This window comes from Actinomadura sp. KC345, from assembly GCF_004348515.1.
In the GTDB taxonomy this organism is placed as follows: domain Bacteria; phylum Actinomycetota; class Actinomycetes; order Streptosporangiales; family Streptosporangiaceae; genus Spirillospora.
In genome coordinates, this window is record NZ_SMKH01000128.1 from 1 (window position 1) to 20487 (window position 20487).

Below are 20487 nucleotides of genomic sequence, written 5' to 3' on the forward strand. Positions count from 1 at the left end.
TTCAACCGCATGCTCGGCTGCCTGCACCACTGCCTCCAACACCGGCAGCTCTACACCGAACACACCGCCTTCCCCACCCGCCTGGCCGCAGCCGCTTGACAACTTAACCGCGTGGGATGTCTCCATGACCACTTCCTCGAGCTAGCGCTTACACCCGCCGCACTGGGAGCGAGCGTAGCCTCCATGCCCTGGACAAACACACCAAAGGCCCCAACGTCACCAGCCGGACCACTGCCCCACACCGGCTCCCCGCCCACACGAGAACACCGCCTCTGGCGGACGGGGCTCGGCTGGGGCACGGCCTACGCTCTTCGGAGCAGACGTGAGGGGTTTCAGGTGTAGACGCCCCGGCCGTACTCTTCCGGTCCCTTGGTGAAGTCGTCCGGCCGTGTCTTGCGCAGCTTCTGGTACCGGACGTCGAAGAACTCGATGGCCTCTTTGAGGCTGCAGTCGAACGCCCGTCTGACCCAGATCAACGCGCTGATCACCTCGCCGTTGACGATCAGCTCATCAAGACGCTCGAACTCCGCGCTCACCCCCAGATCGTCGCAGTCCGTGCGCTCGACTCTCCACGGACGGCGGCCGCGACCACCGTTCACCGGCGCACTGAGCACGCTCCACGGCCCGCGGCCCCCCAGTGACCGGCGCCCCCACCGCACGCTCCGGCGAGCAATGCTTGAGACCTGTGGATCGGCCGGGACGGGGTGTACCTTCCCGGTGATCTGTTGAGGCTCACGCAGGCGAACGGGCCAACGTCGGTCTCAGGAAGCCGCACCCATGCTCACCGTGGTGTCCGATTCTGAGGACGGTGGCAGCCATGCGGGAAACGCGGCGCCGTCCGTATCGCTGATCGACGAGATCGTCCGGGAGGGCGCCCGCCGGATGCTGGCCGAGGCGCTGCCAGCCGAGGTCGACGCCTACGTCGCCCGGTTCATCGACGAGCGCAGCGAGCAGGGTCGTCGTCTGGTCGTGCGCAACGGCTCGCACCAGCCGCACGCGGTCTTCACCCAGGCGGGGCCGATCAAGGTGAAGACCCCGCGCGTCAACGACAAGCGCATCGACCCGGCCACGGGGGAGCGGCAGCGGTTCTCCTCTACGGTCTTGCCGCCCCCGGCCAACTCCACTGACACGAAAGACCCGATCCACAGGTATCGACTATTCCTCCGCTCCGGCGCGGGCCCTCCGTTGATCACGAAAGACGAAGGCATCGGCTCGTCGACGACAGACCCCGCGCCGACTGATGCCACGAACAGCGCGCTGCACAACGAACCCGCAACACCCCGGGCAACCGAAAGCCGCCGCAGCAACCGCTACAACCGGGCAGGGAGATCGTGAGGCTATATCGGAAGGAACAGCGTCCCTAATGACTACCGTCGGACTTCATAGGCGGCGCGGTGACTGGCGTGTTCTGAGCGGCTCGGATACGCCATCGACCCTGAGCGTCTCAGGTCAGCGTCATCTGCAGGATGCTTTCCATCGGATCCTTCTCAACGACGGCGAGTTGCCCATCCGCGTTAGCAGAACGTTGCCGTGCGTGGACCACGGCGACCTCAGGCGTGATGAACACAGTGAACCTTTTTCAACGTGCGTTGAGCTCGCGGTTCTGGAGGACGTGGATGGCCTTGGCCAGGTGACCGGCGCGGTGGGGGCAGCAACGTAGCTTGGTCAGGATCTTCCAGCTCTTGAGCTGGGCGTTGGCTCGTTCGCCTGGTCCGCGGAGCTTGGCGTGGGAGCGGTTGGCGTCCTTGAGCGGCTCGGGCTTGTCCTTGCCCTTGTAGGGCGTCGTGACGTGCGGGTCGGCGCCGACGTAGCCCTTGTCGGCGAAGACCAGGATCCCGGCGGCGGCCAGTGCGCGGACCAGGCCCCAGATCCTGGCGGCCTTGAGGTCGTGGACCGAGCCGGGAAGCGACCCCGACACCCACAGGATGGTTCCGTCCGGTGTGGCAATGACCTGTAGGTTCATGCCGTGTTTCTTGTGTTTGCCCGAATAGAACGGCCGGTCGGCCTTCACTCGGTCGATGGCGATGAGCGTGCCGTCCAGCACCAGGTAGAGCAGGCCGTCCTTGCAGGCTTTGGCCAGCGCCCGGCTGAGTGTGGGTGATCGGGCCGATAGCAGTGTCACCGTCTCGTTGACGTAGCGCCACGCGGTGGTGGTGCCGACCCCGAATCCGGCGCCGAGTTGGGCGAAGGTCTCCCCGTTCTTCAGGTAGGCCAAGGTCATCAGTGCCTGCGTGCCCGGCGGCAGGGCCCGGCCCTTGCTACCGGTCTGTTTGCGGTGGCGGCCGACGACGCCGGTCACGTACTGCAGGGTCTGACGCGACAACGGCAGCGAAGAACGATAGAAAAGCATGTGGAGCCTCTGGTGGGGGCGGTGGGTTGTGAGAGATCACCCGTCCTACCAGGGCTTCTTCATGTTTCAGGGCCCGCCACACCGCCCGCGATCATGCTGTGATCACCCACCCACAGACGCTGGTGGAAAACGTTCAGTGGATTGGGTTCGATATGTGATTTGAGTTTGCCGCGGCGTAGCTCTGCGGGGTGAACGCTGGAACGTGACTTTCGTCGGACAGAATCCGTTGGCTCTCTGTTCAACGTGCCACTTGATCGTCAGTCAAGCGCGATAAGAGTGTGATGGGAGATTTGCACTTTTGGTGCGCCCGTCGATCGCCAGACTATCTGCCGAGCGAGAATAATGTAACGCGGAATCTTGGAGGCTCGCGGTCTCAAGGCCGCCTCGAACGCGTTAACATTCGTACATGAGTTCGATGATGATGGGCCTCGATGAGGCGTCCACCATGGAGTTGGTGGACGCCATCTCGAGAATAGCCACCGAACTCGCCGAGCGTGCCGCCCCTGAATGCGCGGCGGCGTGCTTGCAACTCACCGAGAGCCTCGCCGCCGCTACCGACAAGCAGGAGGCCGTCCTCGCCGGACTCATCGGTGTGGTGGACAGCGGTAGGGAGGTTCAGCGGTGGGGATTCCCGTCGACGCAGTCTTGGATGCGCAACCGGCTGGGTATGCGTGATGCCCGCGTCAAAGAACGGCTTATCATGGCGCGTCAGCGCCACCGGCTGTCCGAGGTGACCGGCCGGTGGGCATCAGGTGCGCTCTCGTACGGGTACGCGGCCACGATTGCGAGCGCGGTCGCCCGGCTCTCCGACGAGGATTGCGCCGCGGCCGAGGAGATTCTTCTCGGCATGGTCGATCAAGACTTCTCGGCCGGGAAGGTCGCCTCTTTCGGGCGCCGTATCCGTGACGTCATCGCCGAACGCGACGGGACTGAAGCGGCTGATGCTCATTCGCGGCGTGGGTATGAGCGCTCCTCGATCGACTTCACCCGATCGCTGGACGGTGGACGGTATGTGAAGGGTTGGCTGAACCCCGAGGACGCCGCGATCTGGGACGGGACGCTGGGCCCGCTGGCCAAGCCGGCCGGGACAGATGATCGCCGGGATTTGTCTGAGCGGACGGCAGCGGCGCTGTCGTCGGTATTGTCGGGTGGACACAAGGCCACCAAGGTCACTGTCATTTGCAATCTGGATACCCTGACCGGTGGTGCTGCCCCGGCGCGGTTGATCGACGGGACCCCGATCCCCGCCGAGCAGGCCCGACGCATTGCCTTGTCCGCCGGGGTCTCGCCGTTGCTGCTGGGACGCGGGCATGTGCCGCTCTACCTCGGGCGCCGGGAACGGTTCGCCAGCCCTGGTCAGCGCCAGGTGCTGGAGGCCCTCTATCCCACGTGTGCGGTTCAGGGCTGCGAAGTCCCAGGCACGTTGTGCGAAGTCGACCACATCAAGGGGTGGGCGCTTGGGCGCAGCCCCACCGAGATCGACCAGCTTACTTTGGCCTGCGGGTGGCACAATCGCTTTAAGCACAGCAACGCGGAGCAGATCCAAATCGCCCGAAATGCTGACGGGCGCTACGTCTACCACGTCCTGCCGCCCCCGGATGGTGCGACGGTCAACGCCACCGGTCCGCCGAGTAAATTCAGCTGGGCCGCGTAGACCACGGAATCAACGCGCGGCATCAACGCGCAACACCGGCTCGATCATGATGCGGCTGCCGCCGACTTTCCTGCCCGCCTCGCCAACACGCCTCGTCCGGCGTGGGCGAGCTCCGCTGGCCCGTGCGAGCTTATCCCGGCGACGTGCTCCGCCTCGGCGTGACCGTCCTTGAGGCTCGCCCATCCCAGTCGAAGCTCTGCGACGGCATCGCCCACTCCCGGGCGGAAAATCGTCCATCGGGACGATCAGGTCGTCCTCCACACCCCCTCCGTAACATGCTCAACGCCGCGACGCCCAGAGGATTGTTATGGTGCGCCGGAGGCGAAGGTGGCAAGGGCCGCAGCTCATGTTCCAGCCGAGAGTCGTCCCGGATGAGCACGACCAGTGAACCCATTTCATCCTCGGGCTTGCCTGGGCGACGCGGTGGTTCTGTAGGACGGCGATGGCCTTGACGATGTGGCCGGCCTTGCTCGGGCTGCAGCGCAGCTTGCGCAGGATCCGCCATGACTTGAGCTGCGCATTCGCCCGTTCGCCCGGCCCGCGGAACTTGGCGTGCGACCGGTTGGCCTGCTTCTGCGACTCGGGCTTGTCCTTGCCCTTGTAGGGCGTGATCACGACCGACGTTTCGGCGCCTTGGTAGGCCTTGTCGGCCAGAGTGAGGATGCCTGCTTTCTCCAACTCCCGCAGGATGCCCCACACGCGAGCGGCGGTCAGGTCGTGGACCTTGCCGGGAAGCGCCCCCGAGGTCCACAGGATCGTCCCGTCCGGACCGGCGATCACCTGCACGTTCATCCCGTGCACCCGATGCTTGCCGGAGAAGTACGGGCGGTCGGCCCGGACCCGGTCGGTGCAGATGAGCGTCCCGTCCAGCACCAGATGGGTCAACTCGTCCCGGCCGGCCTTCCGCAGGGCCTGCGCGAGCTTGGGTGAGCGGGCCGACAGCAGCATGACGGTCTCCTGCACGTACCTCCAAGCGGTGGTCGCAGACACACCGAACCCGGCGCTGATCTCGGCGAATGTCTCGTCCTTACGCAGGTAGGCCAGCACGAGGAGGGCCTGCTGTCCGGGGTTGAGCAGCCGCCAGGTCGACCCGATCGCCTTTCGCCGCCGGCGGATCAGCCCGGCGACGTAGTTCAGCGTTGAACGCGACAAATCCAGGGCAGCGCGGTAGAACAGCACGTTGAGACCTCTGGTTCAGGCGACGTGATTGTGGTGATCAACCCGTCTACCAGGGGTCTCTCTACGTCATGCCCCAACCGACGCATCGCGATCATGCTGTGACCAGCGGCCCGCCGCCACAGGATGAAATGGGTTCACTGTGAGTCCAACTGCACCTGCATGGGCGGGTGGTTCCTGCACTCAGGGCGAGTGGATTCATGTAGGAAGCAACCTCTACGAGTTCCGTCCTGTCTTTCGGAACACCGAAGGCGGATCGCTGCTCTGCACACTTTGGGAACCCGAATACAACCACTGAGGTGATTCCACCCTCATCGGCTCCGGTATTCGAGGGTGAGGATCGCCTGGACCACTGTGGTCAGGCGGCTGGGTGAGCAGCGGGCCTTGCGCAGGATGTGCCATTGCTTGAGGGTGGCGGCGCCGCGTTCACCGACGGCGCGGGAGCCGGAGAGCAGTTCGGCGAGGGGTTCGGCGCCGCCTTCCTCGGGCGGCAGCAGCGAGTCGGCGCTGAACAGGGCCGCGATCGTCTCGATCTCGCTGGACGCGGCGGTGCTGCGGCCGAGCGCGATGTCCAGGCTGACGGCGAGGTACCGTCCCTCACCCCAGGTCATCCGGTCGGCCAGGATGACCACGCCGCCCGCGAGGATCAGCACGTAGCGGGGCGGCTCGTCGGCGGCGAACAGCCAGGACGCGAGTTTGTCCCCCGTCCGGAGCATGTGCGGGTGGTCGAGTTCGACGGGGGTGAGGAGCCGTCCGGCGTCGGTGATGTCGAGGGCGGCGTCGACGTCCGGGGCCCATCCGCATTCGATCGCGATGACGCTGGGACGGTCGGCCGGCTCGGCGTGCGCGACGGCGACCTCGTACTGCTTGTCCGACCGCTCGACCGTCAGCACGCGCGGCTCGGCGGTGAAGCCCAAGGCGCGGAGGATGTCGCCATGCAGCTCGTGGAGGGACTTCTTCCACTCCTCGATCTTCGGGATGTCCTTGCCCTCGCGGACGGTCTCCAGGGCGTCGGCGAAGGCGGGACGGTCCTTGAAGTAGCTGCGCTTGAGGCCGCGCAGGCCGGTGCGCGGGGTCGGCTGCCCGTCCTTCTCGGCCTCGGCCCAGCGGGCGAGCAGCCCGTCCTTCTTCTTCAGGTCCTTGGGGAGGACCTCGGCCAGGTAGTGGGCCGAGAAGTAGTCGCCGCGGTTGACGATCGAGTCGTAGGTCATGCGTCCCCCTCAAGGACGGCGAGGATGCGCAGCAGCGGCTCCCCCGTCGTCTCCATGCTCTGGAGCAACCGCTTCTGGTCGGCGACGGTGTCGTTCACTTGCCCCCGCTTCTTCGCGCCGTGCGACGTGCCGTCCAGGCTCTTCAAGCTCTCGCGCTCCCACAGTTCGAGCTGCCCGTCGTACTCCCGGAGGGGCCGCGCCACCTCGTCGTCGTGGCGGTCGCGCTGCTCGTCCAGGTGGCGGCGCGCGGCGCGGATCGCGGGCTCGATGAGGGGAGTGAGTCCTTCGATGTCGGGTGCCCGGCTGGTGTTGATCATCGTGGGGCCGACCCCGGCCTCGGTGAGGACCTCGGTCATGTCGCGGACGACCGGCGCGCCGGGCAGGCCGCTGATCGCCATCCAGTCGACCACCGTCGGCTGACCGAGCGCGTTGGAGTAGATGCCCTGGACGAGGAACGTCGGCTCGTCCACCTTGGCGGTGATGACGGGCGCCTGCCGCCGGACGAGCTGCACCTGCACCTTGTCCACCAGCCACTCGACCATCGGATGGAGATCGGACAGGTAGGCGATGTCCGGCCACATGGTCTTGGTGCGGCGGGCCTCGTCCAGCTTGCGCTGCGCGAGGTCGTGGTCGAAGGTGACCTTCATCCGCTCGGTGATCTTGTGGGTGCGCAGGTAGGAAGTCGGCAGCGCTGACAGGCGGTGAATCAGATCCGGGGGTGGCGCGAAGGCGAGCAGGCCGCCGTCGTCATCGACGCGCAGGCCGGGGCAGACGGTGCGCAGCGCCTCCCGGACGAACTCCTCCGTCGACCCGAACAGCTTCGGGACGCGGGCGCGCCTGACCTCCGCACGCGCCTCGCCCTGCTCCACCGCGCCGAACAGTTCGGCCATGAAGTCGACGGGCGGCGCCTCCGCGAGGGACTCCTCGACCGACTTGCCCTTGAGGAGGTCCTTGATGAGGCGGTCCTCTTCCTTCTTCGCCGTGAACTCGCGGGTGACCGCTTCTGCCGTGCCGATGTTGCGGTGGGCGTCTTCCTCGCGCCTCAGCAGCTTCTCGGCCACGGTCGTGTCGTCCAGCGCGCCCTCGGTCTCCGAGGTCAGGACGATCGCGCGGAACTGCGGCTCGTGCTCCTGCCCGTAGCGGTCGATGCGGCCGTTGCGCTGCTCGATCCGGATCAGGCTCCACGGCAGGTCGTAGTGGATCATGTGGTGGCACTGGCGGTGCAGGTTCACGCCCTCGGACGCCACGTCCCCGGTGAACAGCAGCCGGACCTTGCTGTCGGCAAGGGAAAAGGCCTCGACGATCTCCTGCTGGCGCTGGTCGGAGAAGCCGCCGTGCATGATCTGCACCTGGTCGGAGGCGAGTCCCAGTTCCGCGGGGACGGTCCGGGCCAGCCATTCGAGGGTCGGGATGCTCTCGGAGAACACGACGGCGCGCACCGGGCCCTTGGCCTTCACGCCGATGTTCTTCAAATCGTCCACGAGTGCCCTGAGCTTGGCGGAGTCGGCGTCGCCCATCTGCTCGACGAGGAAGGCCAGGTTGTTGAGCGCCTCGGTCTCGCGCGGCTCGGTGGCGTTCTTCAGCCGCTTGGCGACCGTCGCACCGAGAGCGACGTGCGACGACAGGAACGCCTTCGCGAGCGTGTAGGGGACGAGGCGGCGGTCTCTGTCGACCACCGAGCCGCCGGTGCGGTCCGGGCCGGGCAGCCAGACCTCGGCCAGTTCGGCGAAGATCGCCTCTTCCTTGGCCGTGGCAGGAGTGCGCAGCGAGATCGACGGGCCGCGGTCGGGCCACCGGCCGCGGATCCGGTCGCGGACCTCGTCGCTGATCTTCGTCCGGCGGATGTAGAGGTGGTCGATGTCGGACGCCGAGTACTGCTTCGGGTTCGCGATGGCGGCCGGGTCGAGCAGCCCGATCAGCTCGGCGAACGACTCGGGGTCGCCGTTGTGCGGGGTCGCGCTCGCCAGCAGCAGCGCGTCGGTGTGCTTGGAGAGGAGGCGGGCCAGCTTGTTGTTGAGGGTGTCCTTGTTGATGACGTTGTGGGACTCGTCGATGACGACGGCGTCCCAATGCATGTTCTCCAGGTGCTGCCCGTACTTTCCCTGGTTCTTGAGGGTGTCACCGGAGATGATGACGCGTTTGTAGTACAGGAACGGATTGCGGCCGGCGGGGATGTCGCGCTGGATCCGCTCGATGCCGACCGAGTCGAGCCGGACGAGCGGGATCGCGAACCGCGTCCACAGCTCGTGCTGGAACTGCTCCAGGACCTGCTGCGGCGTCACGACGAGGATGCGCTCGCCGCGTCCCCTGCGGATCAGCTCCGCCAGGATCAGACCGATTTCGAGCGTCTTGCCGAGGCCGACGACGTCGGCGAGGAGGATGCGGGGGCGCAAACCCTTGAGTGCCAGCTCGGCCGGGCGCTGCTGGTAGAGGAGCGGGTCGAGGAGGAAACGGTCGGCCAGCGCCAGGCCGCGCTCGGACTGCGGCAGCGGTGTGCGGCGCAGCACCGACTCCAGGTAGAGGCGGCTGCGCGCGAACGCCGAGGACGTGTCGGCGACGAGCTGGGTGTCCTCGGGACGGAGCTGGACGACGTCGTCGATCCTGGTGAAGAACACCGCGTCCTCGTCCCGCACGAACTCCGAGACCCCGACGGCTGTGATCTTGTTGCCGTCGCGGGGCGTGGGGGTGCAGGTGCGCACCATCCACTCCGCGTCGCGGACCTCGATGCGCGCACCCGGCGCGTACGGGGTCTCGGTGTCTGCGGAGGAGGTCACTCGGCGGGCTCCTTACGGGGTCGTTCAGAGGGCTGGGGGTGGCGGCGGCGCGGGCGGACGGTCAGAGTCTCGCGCTTGGCGCGTAGGCGAGGGCCAGCCGGTCCGCGAGCGAGGCGACGACCGGGCGGGGCGCCGAACGCTCCCGATGTCGCGAACGGGCGGGGCGCCGGGGCGGCTCGATGTCGGACGGCGGGTCGTCAGGCCGCTCGACGTAGGTGAGCGTCGCGAAATGGACGCGGGCGTCACGGACCGACAGCCCGGCGGCGTCCAGGACGCCGCGGAACTCGGCGGACGCGTCCGCCGGGGTCGGCCGGGACTCCGGGGCGTGCGCCAGCATCGCCTCGATCACCGGCGCCAGTGACGCGGGCAGGCCCGACACGTCCGGCCCCTTGTCGGGGTTCGCGATCGCGAAGTACAGGGCGTGCTCGTTCTTGTGCCCGTACGGGTGGTTCTTGGTCAGCGCGTAGAGCAGCGTGGCGCCCGTCGAGTACACGTCGGCCGCCGGCGTGAGATCCTTGGCCGACTCGACCTGCTCGGGCGGCATGAACACGGGCGTGCCGAGGCGCATGCCCGTCCGGGTGAGGCTCTCCTCCGCCTCCACCAGGTCGACGAGGCCGAAGTCGATGACCTTCGCGCCGTCCGGGCCGAGCAGGATGTTGCCGGGTTTGAGGTCGCGGTGCAGGATCCGGGCGGCGTGGATGTCGGTGAGCGCCTCCGCGAGCATCACGCCCAGCGCCGCACCCATCTCGGCGGTGAGCGCGGGGTGCCCCGCCAGGTAGTCCTTGAGCGTCTCGCCGCGGACGTACTCCATGGCCAGCCACGGCCTGTCGGCACCGGGTTCGGATGCGGCCACGAGACCGGCGATGCGCGGACCCTGGACCATGCCCATCGCGAGCACCTCACGGTCGAACCGTTCGCGGATGTCGTCCTGGCCGGCCAGGGCGTCCCGGATCACCTTGACCGCGACCTGCTCCGCGTCCGGGGTCACGCCGAAGTAGACGACGCCCATGCCGCCCTGGCCGAGCCTGCCGTGCAGCTCGATGCCGCCGATCGTCCGGGGATCGGACGGTTCGAGCGGCTTCATCGGCACCCGCCTTCCCAGGACGGCACTGACCAGGGGTGTCCGGCCGGACGACCGGCCGGGCAGCCAGGATAGGCGGGCGCGCGAGGCGGCGGCGCCGTTACCCGCCAGTCGCCGGGCGGTGACGGTGCGGCGTCCCGGATGGTTTCTTCGGGGCGCAGCGGGTGAGCGCACCTCTTGACTCGGCATTGCCCCAGGTTGAAGGGACGCCAGGGGTGGAGGGCCCTGGTCAGCGCGCCTCGGGCCGCGATGCCTTGCGTGGCGCTTGACACGCCTGGCCGAATTCGGACACAGTCTCCGGTCAACCGGGGCGGCGCCGGAACGTCTTGGGATGTCGTCGTTCGGATTCACGGCACCACCTCCTGGAACGACCGGGATTCGACGAGTCATTTCGCCATGCCGGGGCGGTTCGCGCTGGGCATCGATTGCGACGGGGCGATGTACCACTCGTCCAAGGCCGCGAGGGACCGCGACCGCCTGCGGGAGGAAGTGCTGCGCGGGCTCGGCTGGGAGCTGCACCGCATCTGGGGCACCGACTGGTACCGCAACCGCCCCGAAGCGGAGGGGCGACTGCGGGAAGCCGTCGAATCTTCCATCGCCGCGATGGCCGAGGAGCCCGAACCCGACGACGATGAAGGCCCGATCGTGGTCGTCCCCGAGCCGCCCTCCGCGGCCGAGCCGCCCCGGGTGACCATGGAATCCGCCGACGACGGGCAGCCACGCGAGTGGGCCGCCCCCTACCGCCGGGCACATCTGGAAGGGCACCTCTACTACTACGAGATGCACGAGCCGGAATCACTCGGCCTGCTCCAGCGGCTCTTCCGCGAGACCCTCGAAGCCGAGGCGCCCGTTCAACGCGAACTCCTCTACCGCAGGGCGTCGACGGTATGGGGCATCGAACGGATCGGCTCGCGCATTCGCGCCAACCTGGACAGGGCCCTCGGCGGCCTGCTCAGGGCCGACCGCGACGTCGAACAGGACGGCGACACCATCACCCTGCGAGACCGCCTGGTCGTCCCGCGCGAGCCCGGGGATGGAGTGGCCAGGAAGGTCGCCGAGGTACCGCCCGCGGAGCGGCGGATGGCCCTGCTCGAGATCATCGCCGAATCCCCCGGCATGACCGAGACCGAGCTGACCACCCACACGGCCCGCTTCTTCGGCTGGAACCGCCGCGGCTCGGACATCGCCCGCGCATTCGAGCAGGACTTGCTGAAACTCCAGGAGGAGGGCCGGATCAACGGCCTACCGGACCGCATCGTCCTGAGCTGAGCGGCTCCCACGCCTGCCGGGACGCGGTGTATCCGACCGGGTGGCGGAGCAGCGCCGCCCGGTAGTGGGTTATTCCTTGACGGGCTTGCCTTCCTCGTCGAGGCGGGTGTGGCCGAGGGGCTTGACGTTGGGGCGGTTCGGCAGCGGCTGGTCGTAGAGCAGCACGTTGATTCCCAGCCCGGCCGTGTACTCGACGTAGGAGTTGGTCGTCGCGTCGATGCCGTAGTAGCGGCTGCAGTCGCCCTGGCCGTAGTACACGCCGTCGACGGCCGGGGCCTTGCGCACGACACCGGCGTCACTGGTGCCGCTGACCTTGTCCGGGGGCGTGAGGCTGACGCAGTAGGGCACCGGCAGGCCCTTGAACACGTAGTAGCCGAGCAGGTCGCCGTCACCGTTCTGCAGGTAGACGTAGCTCAGCTTGCCGGGCTTGCTCCAGGTCTTGATCCAGTAGTTGGCCGTGTTCCGGGTCGGCGAGTAGCCCATGGTCTGGCTCGGCTGCTGCGCCACCAGTCGTGAGTACCCGCCCGAGGTCCGGTCCTGCTCCTTGTCGTCGGCGCCTTCCGTGCAGCCGGCGAGGACGGCCATGGCCACGCCCGCGAGGGCCAGCAGGACGAGGAAGCGCCTCAGGTCCGCGCGGGTGATGGTGAACTCGACGTGCACGATGTCTCCTTGGTGCTCGGACTGAGGCGGGACGGCAGTCCCGAACTCCGGAACTGACCCTCGGTGTGCTTCTTCGCGGCATCCGCGTTGTACTGGTTGATGTTCGCGGCCCGGTTGTTCTCCAGCGCCGTGATCGACGCGTTGATCTGCAGGGCGCGTTCTTCGGTGGGCTTCGGTTCCGACGCCAGTTCGCGACGCAGATTCCTCAGCGACGCCTCGTCGGACTGCACCTGGGCGCACAGGTCAAAGAAGTGGTCGTACGCGGCGATCCGGTAGTCCCCGCTGCCCTCGACCAGTTCCCGCTGCTCGGCCGCGCCGCGCCACGGCGCCGTGGTCTTGGAGAAGAAGCCCCAGCCGAACACGTACATGACGGCGAGGACGAGGACGACGACGATCGCTACGACTCCTGTCTTGAGGACGACGCCACCGTGGCGGACCGCGTCTCTGAAGGTGTATTCGAGATCGTCGTCGGACATGCGCAGGCCCTTCGTCGTCATTGTCGAGCGGCCGGGCCGCAGGCGCTTGAGCCGCGGCCGAACTCATCCGGGGACGGCCGTTAGGCCACACCGGCGGTCTGGTCTACGAGCTCAGATCTTTGCGGGGGGACGGGTTCGTCGGCGGCGCACAGGCCCGAGGGGAAGCGCCGCTGAGGGCGGAAGGCTGAGACCGAGGCTGCTCGGGGGCCTGCAACTGGCGGGGCACGCGTGAACGATAGCCCCGGCGGCGGGGGCAGCTGGGGCAGTTCTTACCGGAAAGTCAGCATATGCTCACTCTTGGCGAAGAGCTTGGTGATCTCGGCTAAGCATCTCCCGCACTACGGTCCGCACATCAACGTCGCCGCGCTGCGGGAGCCGGCCGAGGCCCCGCCGTCCTGGCTCCTCCAGGCCCGGGCCGAGATCGAACTCCAGCGGGCGGCCACGGAGGTTATCCGCCAGGACGAGGTGCGGCGCGAAGCCGTCCTCGACTGGGCCGCGAAAGCCACGTCGCGGCTCGACTGACGTCCCTGCGGACCAGCCGGTCAGCAAGTCCAACGTCTTCGGCGTCTCAGCGACCTGGTCACCACCCAGGGCGCGCCGGACGTTGATCACGACCCCGCCGCCTGTCGTGGCGGGCCTCCGCCTGCTGAGGGCGAGAGGACGCCCGACACGGGTGACGATCCAACGTCCATCCCGGGCCGCGCGGGCGGTGCTGTGGCGGCGAGTTCGTACCCCGCTTCCTCGACCGCGGCGCGCACGGTCGTGAGGCTGAGGTCCCTGTCGCTGGTGACCGAGACCCTGCCGCTGTCGACGTCGATCGCTACGGCGGTGACACCGGGGATGCGCTCGATCTCCTCGGTGACGAAGCTCGCGCAGTGTCCGCATGACATGCCGATGACGCCGTAGGTGCTCTCGGTCACGCCGGTGCCTGCTTTCCGTCGGATTCGCTGTGTCCGGGCTGGGGCGAGTCGGCGGGGACCTCTCGGGCGAACATGTAGGCATGGCACATCCGGCCGTCCGGGGCGAACCGCCCGAAGAGGCCGAACTCGAACGTGAGGTCCTTGCCGCGAATCTTGACGCGCATGGTGTAGCAGGCGGCGATCCGGTCACCGTCCGCGATGGCCTCGTGCACCTCCACCCGGCTTGTGGGCCGGTTCTTGCGCAAAGGCCGGGCGTGCGCGATCAGCTTCTCGCGGTCCCACCGTCGCCCGTCGGCGATCTGGACGATGTCCGGGGTGTGATAGCGGTCGATGACCAGCGCGGGATCGTCGTCGCCGTGCGCCAACTCGTCGTTGAACGAGGTGAGGTAGTCGGCGATGAACTGTTTCGGGTCGGAGTCGTCCAGTGGACGCATGGCACCTCCGTCGGCCGTGGACCTACGATCTATTACACGCTGTAAGATATCCACGTGGCAGTAATTTTGACAAGGTGTAAGAGTTGTCTCCTTCCGCCCGCAACCGCCGCGCCGACGCCCAGCGCAGCAGGGCCGCAGTCCTCGACGCCGCCGTCCAGATCCTTGAGACCCGGCCCGATGCCGGCCTGGGAACGATCGCCCACGCCGCGGGCGTGACCCGCCAGACCGTCTACGCCCACTTCGCCTCCCGGGAGCAACTGCTGCTGGCCGTGGTGGACCGGATCAGCGAAGAGTTCGTCGCCGCGATCGACGGAGCCGATCTCGATTCCGGACCGGCGTCCGATGCCCTCCTTCGCCTGCTGGACGCGAGCGAGCGGGTGGCCCGCCGATACCCCGTCCTGTTGCAGCAGGTCAGCGCACTGCCGGTGAGTCCGCAGACCGAGCACGAACAGCACGCCCCCGTCGCCGCGCGAATCAGGCAGGTGATCCTGCGCGGTAGGGAGGCGGGGGAATTCGACGATCGGCTCCCGATCGACTGGCTGGTCGCCGTCACCGTCAAACTCGCCCACGCCGCGAGCGAGGAACCGGACGCCGGCCGGGTCCCGCCCGCGGAGGCCGACCGCGCTCTCCGGATCACCCTGCTACGCGTCCTGGGCGGATCCGGGCACGGCACACGCGGATGATCAGCGGACCGGGAGGGTGGTGCCGAGGACGGCGTAGTCGGTGGGGCCGCCGAAGCGGGTCGAGGCAGAGGACACTGCTCGCTCAGGGGTGAGGGAACGTCCGGTCACAGGTATTGATCTTGCTCGCCGCCTCGCCCCCGGGCGCACCAAGTCACGCTCAGAGGATGCCGCCCGGTCAGCGGGTGAGACGGCTGAGCGCCCGACCGCAGCCGCGGAGGAGGCTTGGGCCCCGCTCCGTGCTCTCATGGGCGCCGGTTGGGCTTAGCTTCGCCGGTGGACGGGTCGTAGGGGAGGGAGACGTGCTGGTGGATCATCAGCCATGCGCCGTCCCTGCGCTGGAACACCCGGGTGCCGCGTGACCGGCTGTCGACCGTGGGGCCGCCGGGCTCTGTGACCTGCACGTGATTGAGGCCCCATGTCACCGCGAGGTCGTCTCGCACCAGGATCGTGAGATCGGGGAGGTCCAAGCTGACCTGGGTGTCACCGGCCGCGTCCAGGTTGCGGGCGCAGGCCTCCCGCACGGCTTGGACGCCGGTGTACTGCAGCGGCTCCTCGTGCTCGTAGGAGACCACATCGTCGGCGATACCGGCCATCAGGGCGTCCAGGTCCTTCGCCGCGGTGGCCCGGGACCAGTCCTCGTGCAACCGGCGCACCTCCTCCTCCCCGGACGCGGCCGGCTCCGGAGAGACGTGGGGGAACGAATGGTGCTCGTGGACGACGACCCAGCGGCCGTCCTCCTTGCGCAGGCCGAGGGTCAGGCGCAGGCGGTTGTCAGGGTCGGCCGCGAACTCGTCCTTGGTGCCGCAGCGCAGCAGTGCGTAGGCGAAGGCGACGTCATCGCCTGCGACGACGTCCAGCGACTCGATGTCGAAGCTGGCGCCCTGCGCCTGCCACTCGAAGAACGGCGGCCACGTCCGGCGGTAGGCGTCCAGGCCGCGCACTCCCTCGTACGGCGGTGGGACGTCGAACATGACGATGTCCTCGGCGTGGTCCTGGAGGACCCTTTCCATGTCGCCGATGTGCACCGCCTTCGCCCAGCGGTCGATCAGGGCGCGGATCTGCTCGTGGTCGGTCTGCATGGCGTGTCCTTCCGGCTCGGTTCGTCCGTCGGGACTACAACCCGGGCCGGGCCGCGAAATCATCGCGGCGAGCCGGGCCATTCCATGGGGAGGCCGAATTCTGAGAAATCGGCGTCCAGGAAGGACACGACTTCGGCGATCCTGGTGTCGCGCAGCACGAGCAGGTCCAGTCCCGCCGGGAGGTGCACCGCTCTGGCGTCGTCCCACATGTAGGTGCCGAAGGCCAGTTGCCCGTTCGCCTGCGCCGGCACGAAACGCCAGCGGTCGCGGAGCGGGCCCTCGACCAGGAACGCGCGGATGCCCGCATGTCCCTCGTACCAGGCGGCCAGGGGCGGCATCGAGTACTTGGCGTCCTCGGCGAGCATCGCCACGATGGAGTCGACGTCCTGCGCCTCCCAGGCCGCCATGTACCGGCGGACCAGCTCCCGCTGCGCGGCCTCCCCGATCGCCTCCAGCGTGCGCTGCTGGCTGACTCCGGGGACGGCCTTCCGCGCCCGCTGCAACGCGCTGTTGACCGCGGCCGGCGTCGTCTCCAGCACCTCGGCGGCCTCGCGGGCGGGGTATCCGAGCACGTCGCAGAGGAGCAGAGCGGCCCGCTGCGAGGCCGAGAGGTGCTGCAAGGCGGCGACGAACGCGATCTCCACGCTCTCGCGTGCGAGGACGCGGGCCTCCGGGTCGAGGTCGTCCGTCCAGGCCATCCACCGGCCGGGATACGGCTCCACCCAGGCCGCCTCGACCGCCGGCGCGCCCTCCGGGCTCATGTCGGTGGGCAGTTCCCGCCGCCCGCGCCGTTCGATCAGCGTCAGCGCCCGGTTCGTCGCGATCTTGTAGAGCCAGGGCCGGATCGATCCCCGGTCCTCGTATCCGCCCAGCCCCCGCCAGGCCCGGTCGAGGGTGTCCTGGACGGCGTCCTCGGCGTCGTGGACAGAGGCGAGCATCCGGTAGCAGTGCGCCCGCAGCTCGTCCCGGAACGGCTCGACCAGTCGCCCGAACGCCTCCCGGTCCCCGTCGCGGGCCGCTAGCAGCAGTTCGGCTTCGGCAGGCCGCTCCCCCTCGTCCATGCCGTGCACGGTACCGCCCGCGTTTCAGCGGTTGCGGAGGACGCGGCGATACGGCCGCGCGTCAGCGGGGTTCGCGGGCCACGCCCAGGGCGCCCAGAGTCACCGGTTCGCCGGTCTCCTGGTCGAACGCGTCGTACATGAGGCCGGCCGGTGAGGCTATCCGCAGGACGTCCCGGAGGGCGGTGACGCTCATGTCGGCGAGCACGCCGTGGTCGGCCTCGGGGTCGCTGAAGCGGTCCGTGGACCAGTTCGGCAGCCGCACGGGGGACCACCTCCCGCCGCTGGGCTTGTCCCACCCGGTGGAACGCAGGCGCTGCTCATCGTCCTTGGAGAGCCGGCGGTGCTTCGGAAGGGACTTGTTGCTCGCCACCTCGGCCCACGTCCCGCCGCCGTCGCCGCCGCAGATGTACTGCACCATGCACCCCGGCTCGGCCGAGTCCATGATGATCAATATGACCGAACGTTCACCGGGGGCGAGTTCGGCCAGCACGCGGCCGAGCCGGGCGGAGAAGTCCGGCCAGTCCTGCGGCATACCTGGCTCCCATACTGTCGAACACCACTCGACGGCAAGCGGACGAAGATCTCGCCATCATGCCACCGGACATGGACGCGGTGAACCAGCGCAAGTACCGGCACAAGAGAACAGGGGCCTGGCGTGCCAGGCCCCTGCTGCTGGTGAGCGGCCTGGCGTGCCAGGCCCCTCCGGTGGGGTCAGCGGTCGATGACGCGAGCGCCGACGGCCACGGTCACGGCGAGGATGCAGGCGCCGAGGATGAGAGCGGAGACACCGGCGGGGGCGACGACCCCGAAGCCGATACCGATGCCGAGGACGGCGCCGGCGGGCATGACGAGCGCGGTGTTGTTCCTGATGAAGCCGGCGCCGAACGCGGCACCGACGCAGGCACCGAGGTAACCGCCGATGGCGCCGAGGATGAGCCCGTCGCCGGCGCCGTCGCGAATCCAGTGGGCGATGACGTCGGAGCCGGTGAACCCGGCCGGGATCCGGCCGTAGCGGTGGTCCAGCCCGCCGATGAACACGGCGTAGTCCAGCGCCCCGATGGCACCTCCGAGGAGAACGCCGACGAGAGTGCTGAGGCCGATGGCGAGCAAGCCGAGGACCACGTAGCGCTTCACGCGGTTGCGCATGATTACTCCTGGTTTGTGTGTAAACGCGCTCGTGCTTCACCACGAGCACCGGGGTTGTTTGTGCCGGGCCCGTACTTCGAATACGGGCGCTGGGGTCTTACCGTACCGAGCGGCGCGCACTCGGCCAGGCGGCACGGGTTCTGGAGGGGCCGTCCGGCGTGTCAGCCCCGCACGAACGCCGGAGCGGGCGGTCGGTTCGGCGGACGACTAACCTTCGGGTGGACGTGTTATTGAGGGGGCGTGAGCGTGCGCGAGGTGGCGGTCGAGGGGCTGGAGGCGCTGCGTGTTCCGCTGACCGGTTACTGCTACCGGCTCCTCGGCTCTGCCGCCGACACGGACGACGCGGTTCAGGAGACCCTGATCCGGGCGGCGGCCAGGCGGGACCAGTACGACCCGGGCAGAGCGCGGCTGAGCACATGGGTCCATCGGATCGCCACCAATGTCTGCGTCGACATGCTCCGGGCGGCGAAGCGCCGGGCCCTGGTGATGGACGTGGGCGCGGCGGCCGCGCAGAGTCCGGACCTCGGTGCGCCGCTTCCTCCGGAGGCGTGGGTGGAGCCGATGCCCGACTCGCGCCTGACGGAAGGCAGGGATCTCGGTGAAGTGGTCCTGGGGCGGGAGTCGGTCCGGCTGGCGTTCGTCGCGGCGCTCCAGCACCTCGCTCCTCGCCAGCGGGCCGTCCTGGTGCTGCGGGACGTCCTGGTGTTCACCGCCCAGGAGACCGCCGAGATCCTCGGCACCACGGTTCCCGCGGTCAACAGCGCGTTGCGGCGTGCACGGGCCTCGCTGGACGCCCACCGGCCCGACCCCTCCGACCTCTACGACCCCGAGGACGCCGGTCAGCGTGACCTGCTGCGCCGGTACGTGACCGCTTTCGAGTCCCATGACGTCGCCGGGCTGACCGCGGTGATCCGCGAGGACGCGGTGGCCTCGATGCCGCCGTTCCCGTGGCGGCTGGAAGGCGGGCAGGCGATCGCCGCGGCCATCGGGACCAGCGACTCCTGCGCGGGCGCGCGGCTGGTACCGTGCCGCATCAACGGCGCGCCGGGGTTCGGGCAGTACCGGCCCGGCGACGACGGCGTCCTGCGCCCGTTCGCGCTCGTATCGGTCGACATGCGAGACGAACGGATCACCCGGCTGGTGACGTTCCTCGGCACGCGGCACAGGTTCGCCGAGTTCGGGCTTCCCGCGTCCCTGCGGGACGGTGAGCCGGTCGCCGTGTGACCGACGAGTTCTCGCCCACCGCGTCGTACAAGTCGGTGAACACCCTGACGACGCGGAAGGACCGACCGATGGAAGCAACCCCGGCCCACCTGACCAGCGAGACCCGGGCAGAGCGGGAGCGGCTGGCCGGCCTGCTCGGCGACCTCGCGCCGGAGTCGTGGGACGCGCCGTCCCTGTGCGACGGCTGGCGGGTCCGTGAGGTGGTCGCCCACGTCACGATGCCGTTCCGGACCAGGCCGATCGGGGTGATGGCGGGCCTGGCCCGGGCCGGGTTCTCGTTCAACAGGTACGCCGACCGGGATGCCCGGTCGGCGGCTCACGCTCTGAGCGAGGCCGAGCTCCTCGACCTTCTCCGGCGCAACATCGACCATCCCTGGCGGCCGCCCGGCGGCGGGCAGGCCGGAGCCCTCAGCCACGACGTCATCCATGGTCTGGACATCACCGAACCGCTCGGCCTCCCCTCCCCACCGGCCGAGCGCCTTGCCTTGGTCCTGGCGTCGAACACGGCCCGGCAACTGAAGTACTTCGGGGTCGACCTCGGCGGAAGGAAGCTGACCGCCACCGACTCCGACGCGGTCGTCGGGGAGGGACCCGCCGTAGCGATGACCTCCAAGGAGATACTCCTCGTGGTCACGGGGCGGCGCCCCCTCGATCAGAGCCGGGGTACGGACCGTTGACATCGGCGTCATGCGGGCGCGGGTGGCATCGCCGGACGGCGGACGTCCGCGACTGAACGGCGCCGGAGCACCACGACGCCCCGGCGGTCATCTGCGTGCACGAAGGTCAGAACGTGCAGGGCGGCATGCCGGGGACGGGGCCGTCCCCCCACGTCGCCGAGACCGAGGAGGCCGGGAACCAGCCCCAGCCGTCGTTCTCGAAGCGGTCGTCGCCCTGGGTATAGAGCCAGGTCGACCCGGTCCCCTCCGGGTTCTGCGCCCCCCTCGCCTGGCACACGAACCAGTTGCTGGACGACCTCAGGTAGCCGACGGTCGTCCCGGGCGCCCGTTCGAGGAAGAGCGGCCCCTGCCGGATCGTCCGGCAGGACCACGTCTCGAACACGCGGCCCCGCGGGTCGGTGACCTTCCGGCCCTCCGGCTCGCACCGCTCGACCGACGGAGCCCCTTCGGCGGCGACGCTCGCCGACGGCGACGAGCCGGTGGTGCCGGACGACTGGCGCGACGCGATGAGCAGGCCGATGGCCAGCGTGCCCGCGAGGCCCGCCGCTCCCACGCCGATCCAGACCGGCCACGTCCTGCGGGCGCGCGGCGGCGCCGCGGCGGGCGGGAAAG

20 protein-coding genes and 3 pseudogenes are annotated in these 20487 nt (G+C 68.9%); 7 read left to right on the top strand and 16 right to left on the bottom strand.

The window, feature by feature from the left end; all coding sequences use genetic code 11:
* Positions 1-332: 332 nt before the first annotated feature.
* Positions 333-536, bottom strand: coding sequence for a hypothetical protein (locus tag E1281_RS21350; RefSeq protein WP_131880897.1), 204 nt, complete (start codon positions 534-536; stop codon positions 333-335).
* 241 nt (positions 537-777) lie between these two features.
* On the opposite strand from E1281_RS21350, the pseudogene E1281_RS42010 reads away from it, so the two are divergent.
* A pseudogene (locus E1281_RS42010) lies at positions 778-1107 on the top strand (transposase); the annotation flags it as partial.
* Positions 1108-1444: 337 nt separating this feature from the next.
* On the opposite strand, the gene E1281_RS42640 reads toward E1281_RS42010, so the two are convergent.
* Positions 1445-1567 (bottom strand): hypothetical protein, encoded by a 123-nt coding sequence (locus tag E1281_RS42640; protein WP_279433637.1) that lies wholly within the window; start codon positions 1565-1567, stop codon positions 1445-1447.
* A 12-nt stretch (positions 1568-1579) separates the two neighbouring features.
* On the bottom strand, positions 1580-2350 hold the full coding sequence (locus E1281_RS21360) for a transposase family protein (protein WP_131880899.1): 771 nt from the start codon (positions 2348-2350) through the stop codon (positions 1580-1582).
* A gap of 406 nt (positions 2351-2756) precedes the next feature.
* Between E1281_RS21360 and E1281_RS21365 the strand changes: the two genes are divergently transcribed.
* Positions 2757-4004, top strand: coding sequence for an HNH endonuclease signature motif containing protein (locus E1281_RS21365; RefSeq protein WP_131880901.1), 1248 nt, complete (start codon positions 2757-2759; stop codon positions 4002-4004).
* A 426-nt stretch (positions 4005-4430) separates the two neighbouring features.
* Here the strand turns inward: E1281_RS21365 and E1281_RS21370 are convergent.
* From E1281_RS21370 to E1281_RS21385, 4 genes and pseudogenes are all read right to left on the bottom strand, one after another.
* Positions 4431-5183: pseudogene (locus tag E1281_RS21370) on the bottom strand (transposase family protein); the annotation flags it as partial.
* Between the two features lie 308 nt (positions 5184-5491).
* Positions 5492-5620 (bottom strand): annotated as a pseudogene (locus tag E1281_RS42015) (IS5/IS1182 family transposase); the annotation flags it as partial.
* A 767-nt stretch (positions 5621-6387) separates the two neighbouring features.
* A complete protein-coding gene (locus tag E1281_RS21380) occupies positions 6388-9165 on the bottom strand; it encodes a DEAD/DEAH box helicase (protein ID WP_243717205.1) in 2778 nt (925 codons plus the stop codon).
* Between the two features lie 61 nt (positions 9166-9226).
* Positions 9227-10249 carry a serine/threonine-protein kinase gene (locus E1281_RS21385; RefSeq protein WP_131880905.1) on the bottom strand — a complete coding sequence of 341 codons (1023 nt, stop codon included), beginning with the start codon at positions 10247-10249 and terminating at the stop codon, positions 9227-9229.
* A gap of 393 nt (positions 10250-10642) precedes the next feature.
* Between E1281_RS21385 and E1281_RS21390 the strand changes: the two genes are divergently transcribed.
* Positions 10643-11515: a DUF3320 domain-containing protein gene (locus E1281_RS21390; protein ID WP_207943410.1), complete on the top strand. Its 873-nt coding sequence runs from the start codon at positions 10643-10645 to the stop codon at positions 11513-11515.
* A gap of 69 nt (positions 11516-11584) precedes the next feature.
* On the opposite strand, the gene E1281_RS21395 is transcribed toward E1281_RS21390, so the two are convergent.
* Together E1281_RS21395 and E1281_RS21400 are read right to left on the bottom strand one after the other, a co-directional pair.
* Positions 11585-12175, bottom strand: coding sequence for a hypothetical protein (locus E1281_RS21395; protein WP_131880908.1), 591 nt, complete (start codon positions 12173-12175; stop codon positions 11585-11587).
* A complete protein-coding gene (locus E1281_RS21400; RefSeq protein ID WP_131880910.1) occupies positions 12139-12651 on the bottom strand; it encodes a hypothetical protein in 513 nt (170 codons plus the stop codon). The genes E1281_RS21395 and E1281_RS21400 overlap by 37 nt, the downstream gene beginning before the upstream one ends.
* Positions 12652-12948: 297 nt before the next feature.
* On the opposite strand from E1281_RS21400, the gene E1281_RS21405 reads away from it, so the two are divergent.
* Positions 12949-13173: a hypothetical protein gene (locus tag E1281_RS21405; RefSeq protein WP_165959030.1), complete on the top strand. Its 225-nt coding sequence runs from the start codon at positions 12949-12951 to the stop codon at positions 13171-13173.
* Between the two features lie 86 nt (positions 13174-13259).
* Here E1281_RS21405 and E1281_RS42845 read toward each other — a convergent pair whose 3' ends face one another.
* Both E1281_RS42845 and E1281_RS21415 read right to left on the bottom strand, forming a co-directional pair.
* Positions 13260-13571: a heavy-metal-associated domain-containing protein gene (locus E1281_RS42845; protein WP_131880914.1), complete on the bottom strand. Its 312-nt coding sequence runs from the start codon at positions 13569-13571 to the stop codon at positions 13260-13262.
* Positions 13568-14005 carry a nuclear transport factor 2 family protein gene (locus E1281_RS21415; RefSeq protein WP_131880916.1) on the bottom strand — a complete coding sequence of 146 codons (438 nt, stop codon included), beginning with the start codon at positions 14003-14005 and terminating at the stop codon, positions 13568-13570. Before E1281_RS21415 ends, E1281_RS42845 begins: the two co-directional genes overlap by 4 nt.
* 83 nt (positions 14006-14088) lie before the next feature.
* On the opposite strand from E1281_RS21415, the gene E1281_RS21420 reads away from it, so the two are divergent.
* A complete protein-coding gene (locus E1281_RS21420) occupies positions 14089-14688 on the top strand; it encodes a TetR/AcrR family transcriptional regulator (protein ID WP_131880918.1) in 600 nt (199 codons plus the stop codon).
* A 242-nt stretch (positions 14689-14930) separates the two neighbouring features.
* Here the strand turns inward: E1281_RS21420 and E1281_RS21425 are convergent, their stop codons facing one another.
* From E1281_RS21425 to E1281_RS21440, 4 genes are all read right to left on the bottom strand, one after another.
* Positions 14931-15767, bottom strand: coding sequence for a nuclear transport factor 2 family protein (locus tag E1281_RS21425; RefSeq protein WP_131880920.1), 837 nt, complete (start codon positions 15765-15767; stop codon positions 14931-14933).
* A 59-nt stretch (positions 15768-15826) separates the two neighbouring features.
* A complete protein-coding gene (locus tag E1281_RS21430; protein ID WP_131880922.1) occupies positions 15827-16828 on the bottom strand; it encodes a sigma-70 family RNA polymerase sigma factor in 1002 nt (333 codons plus the stop codon).
* Positions 16829-16889: 61 nt separating this feature from the next.
* Entirely contained in the window at positions 16890-17360 is a 471-nt protein-coding gene (locus E1281_RS21435) for a hypothetical protein (RefSeq protein ID WP_131880923.1), read from the bottom strand.
* A 179-nt stretch (positions 17361-17539) separates the two neighbouring features.
* Positions 17540-17974: a hypothetical protein gene (locus E1281_RS21440; RefSeq protein WP_131880925.1), complete on the bottom strand. Its 435-nt coding sequence runs from the start codon at positions 17972-17974 to the stop codon at positions 17540-17542.
* A 240-nt stretch (positions 17975-18214) separates the two neighbouring features.
* On the opposite strand from E1281_RS21440, the gene E1281_RS21445 reads away from it, so the two are divergent.
* Positions 18215-19198, top strand: a complete 984-nt coding sequence (locus E1281_RS21445) for an RNA polymerase subunit sigma-70 (protein WP_243717207.1) — start codon at positions 18215-18217, stop codon at positions 19196-19198.
* Between the two features lie 68 nt (positions 19199-19266).
* The gene (locus E1281_RS21450) at positions 19267-19875 is read left to right on the top strand and encodes a maleylpyruvate isomerase family mycothiol-dependent enzyme (RefSeq protein WP_131880927.1); all 609 of its coding nucleotides are present in this window, start codon (positions 19267-19269) and stop codon (positions 19873-19875) included.
* A 106-nt stretch (positions 19876-19981) separates the two neighbouring features.
* Here the strand turns inward: E1281_RS21450 and E1281_RS40370 are convergent.
* Positions 19982-20487: hypothetical protein (locus E1281_RS40370; RefSeq protein WP_165959031.1), on the bottom strand; the 506-nt coding region annotated here is incomplete at its 5' end.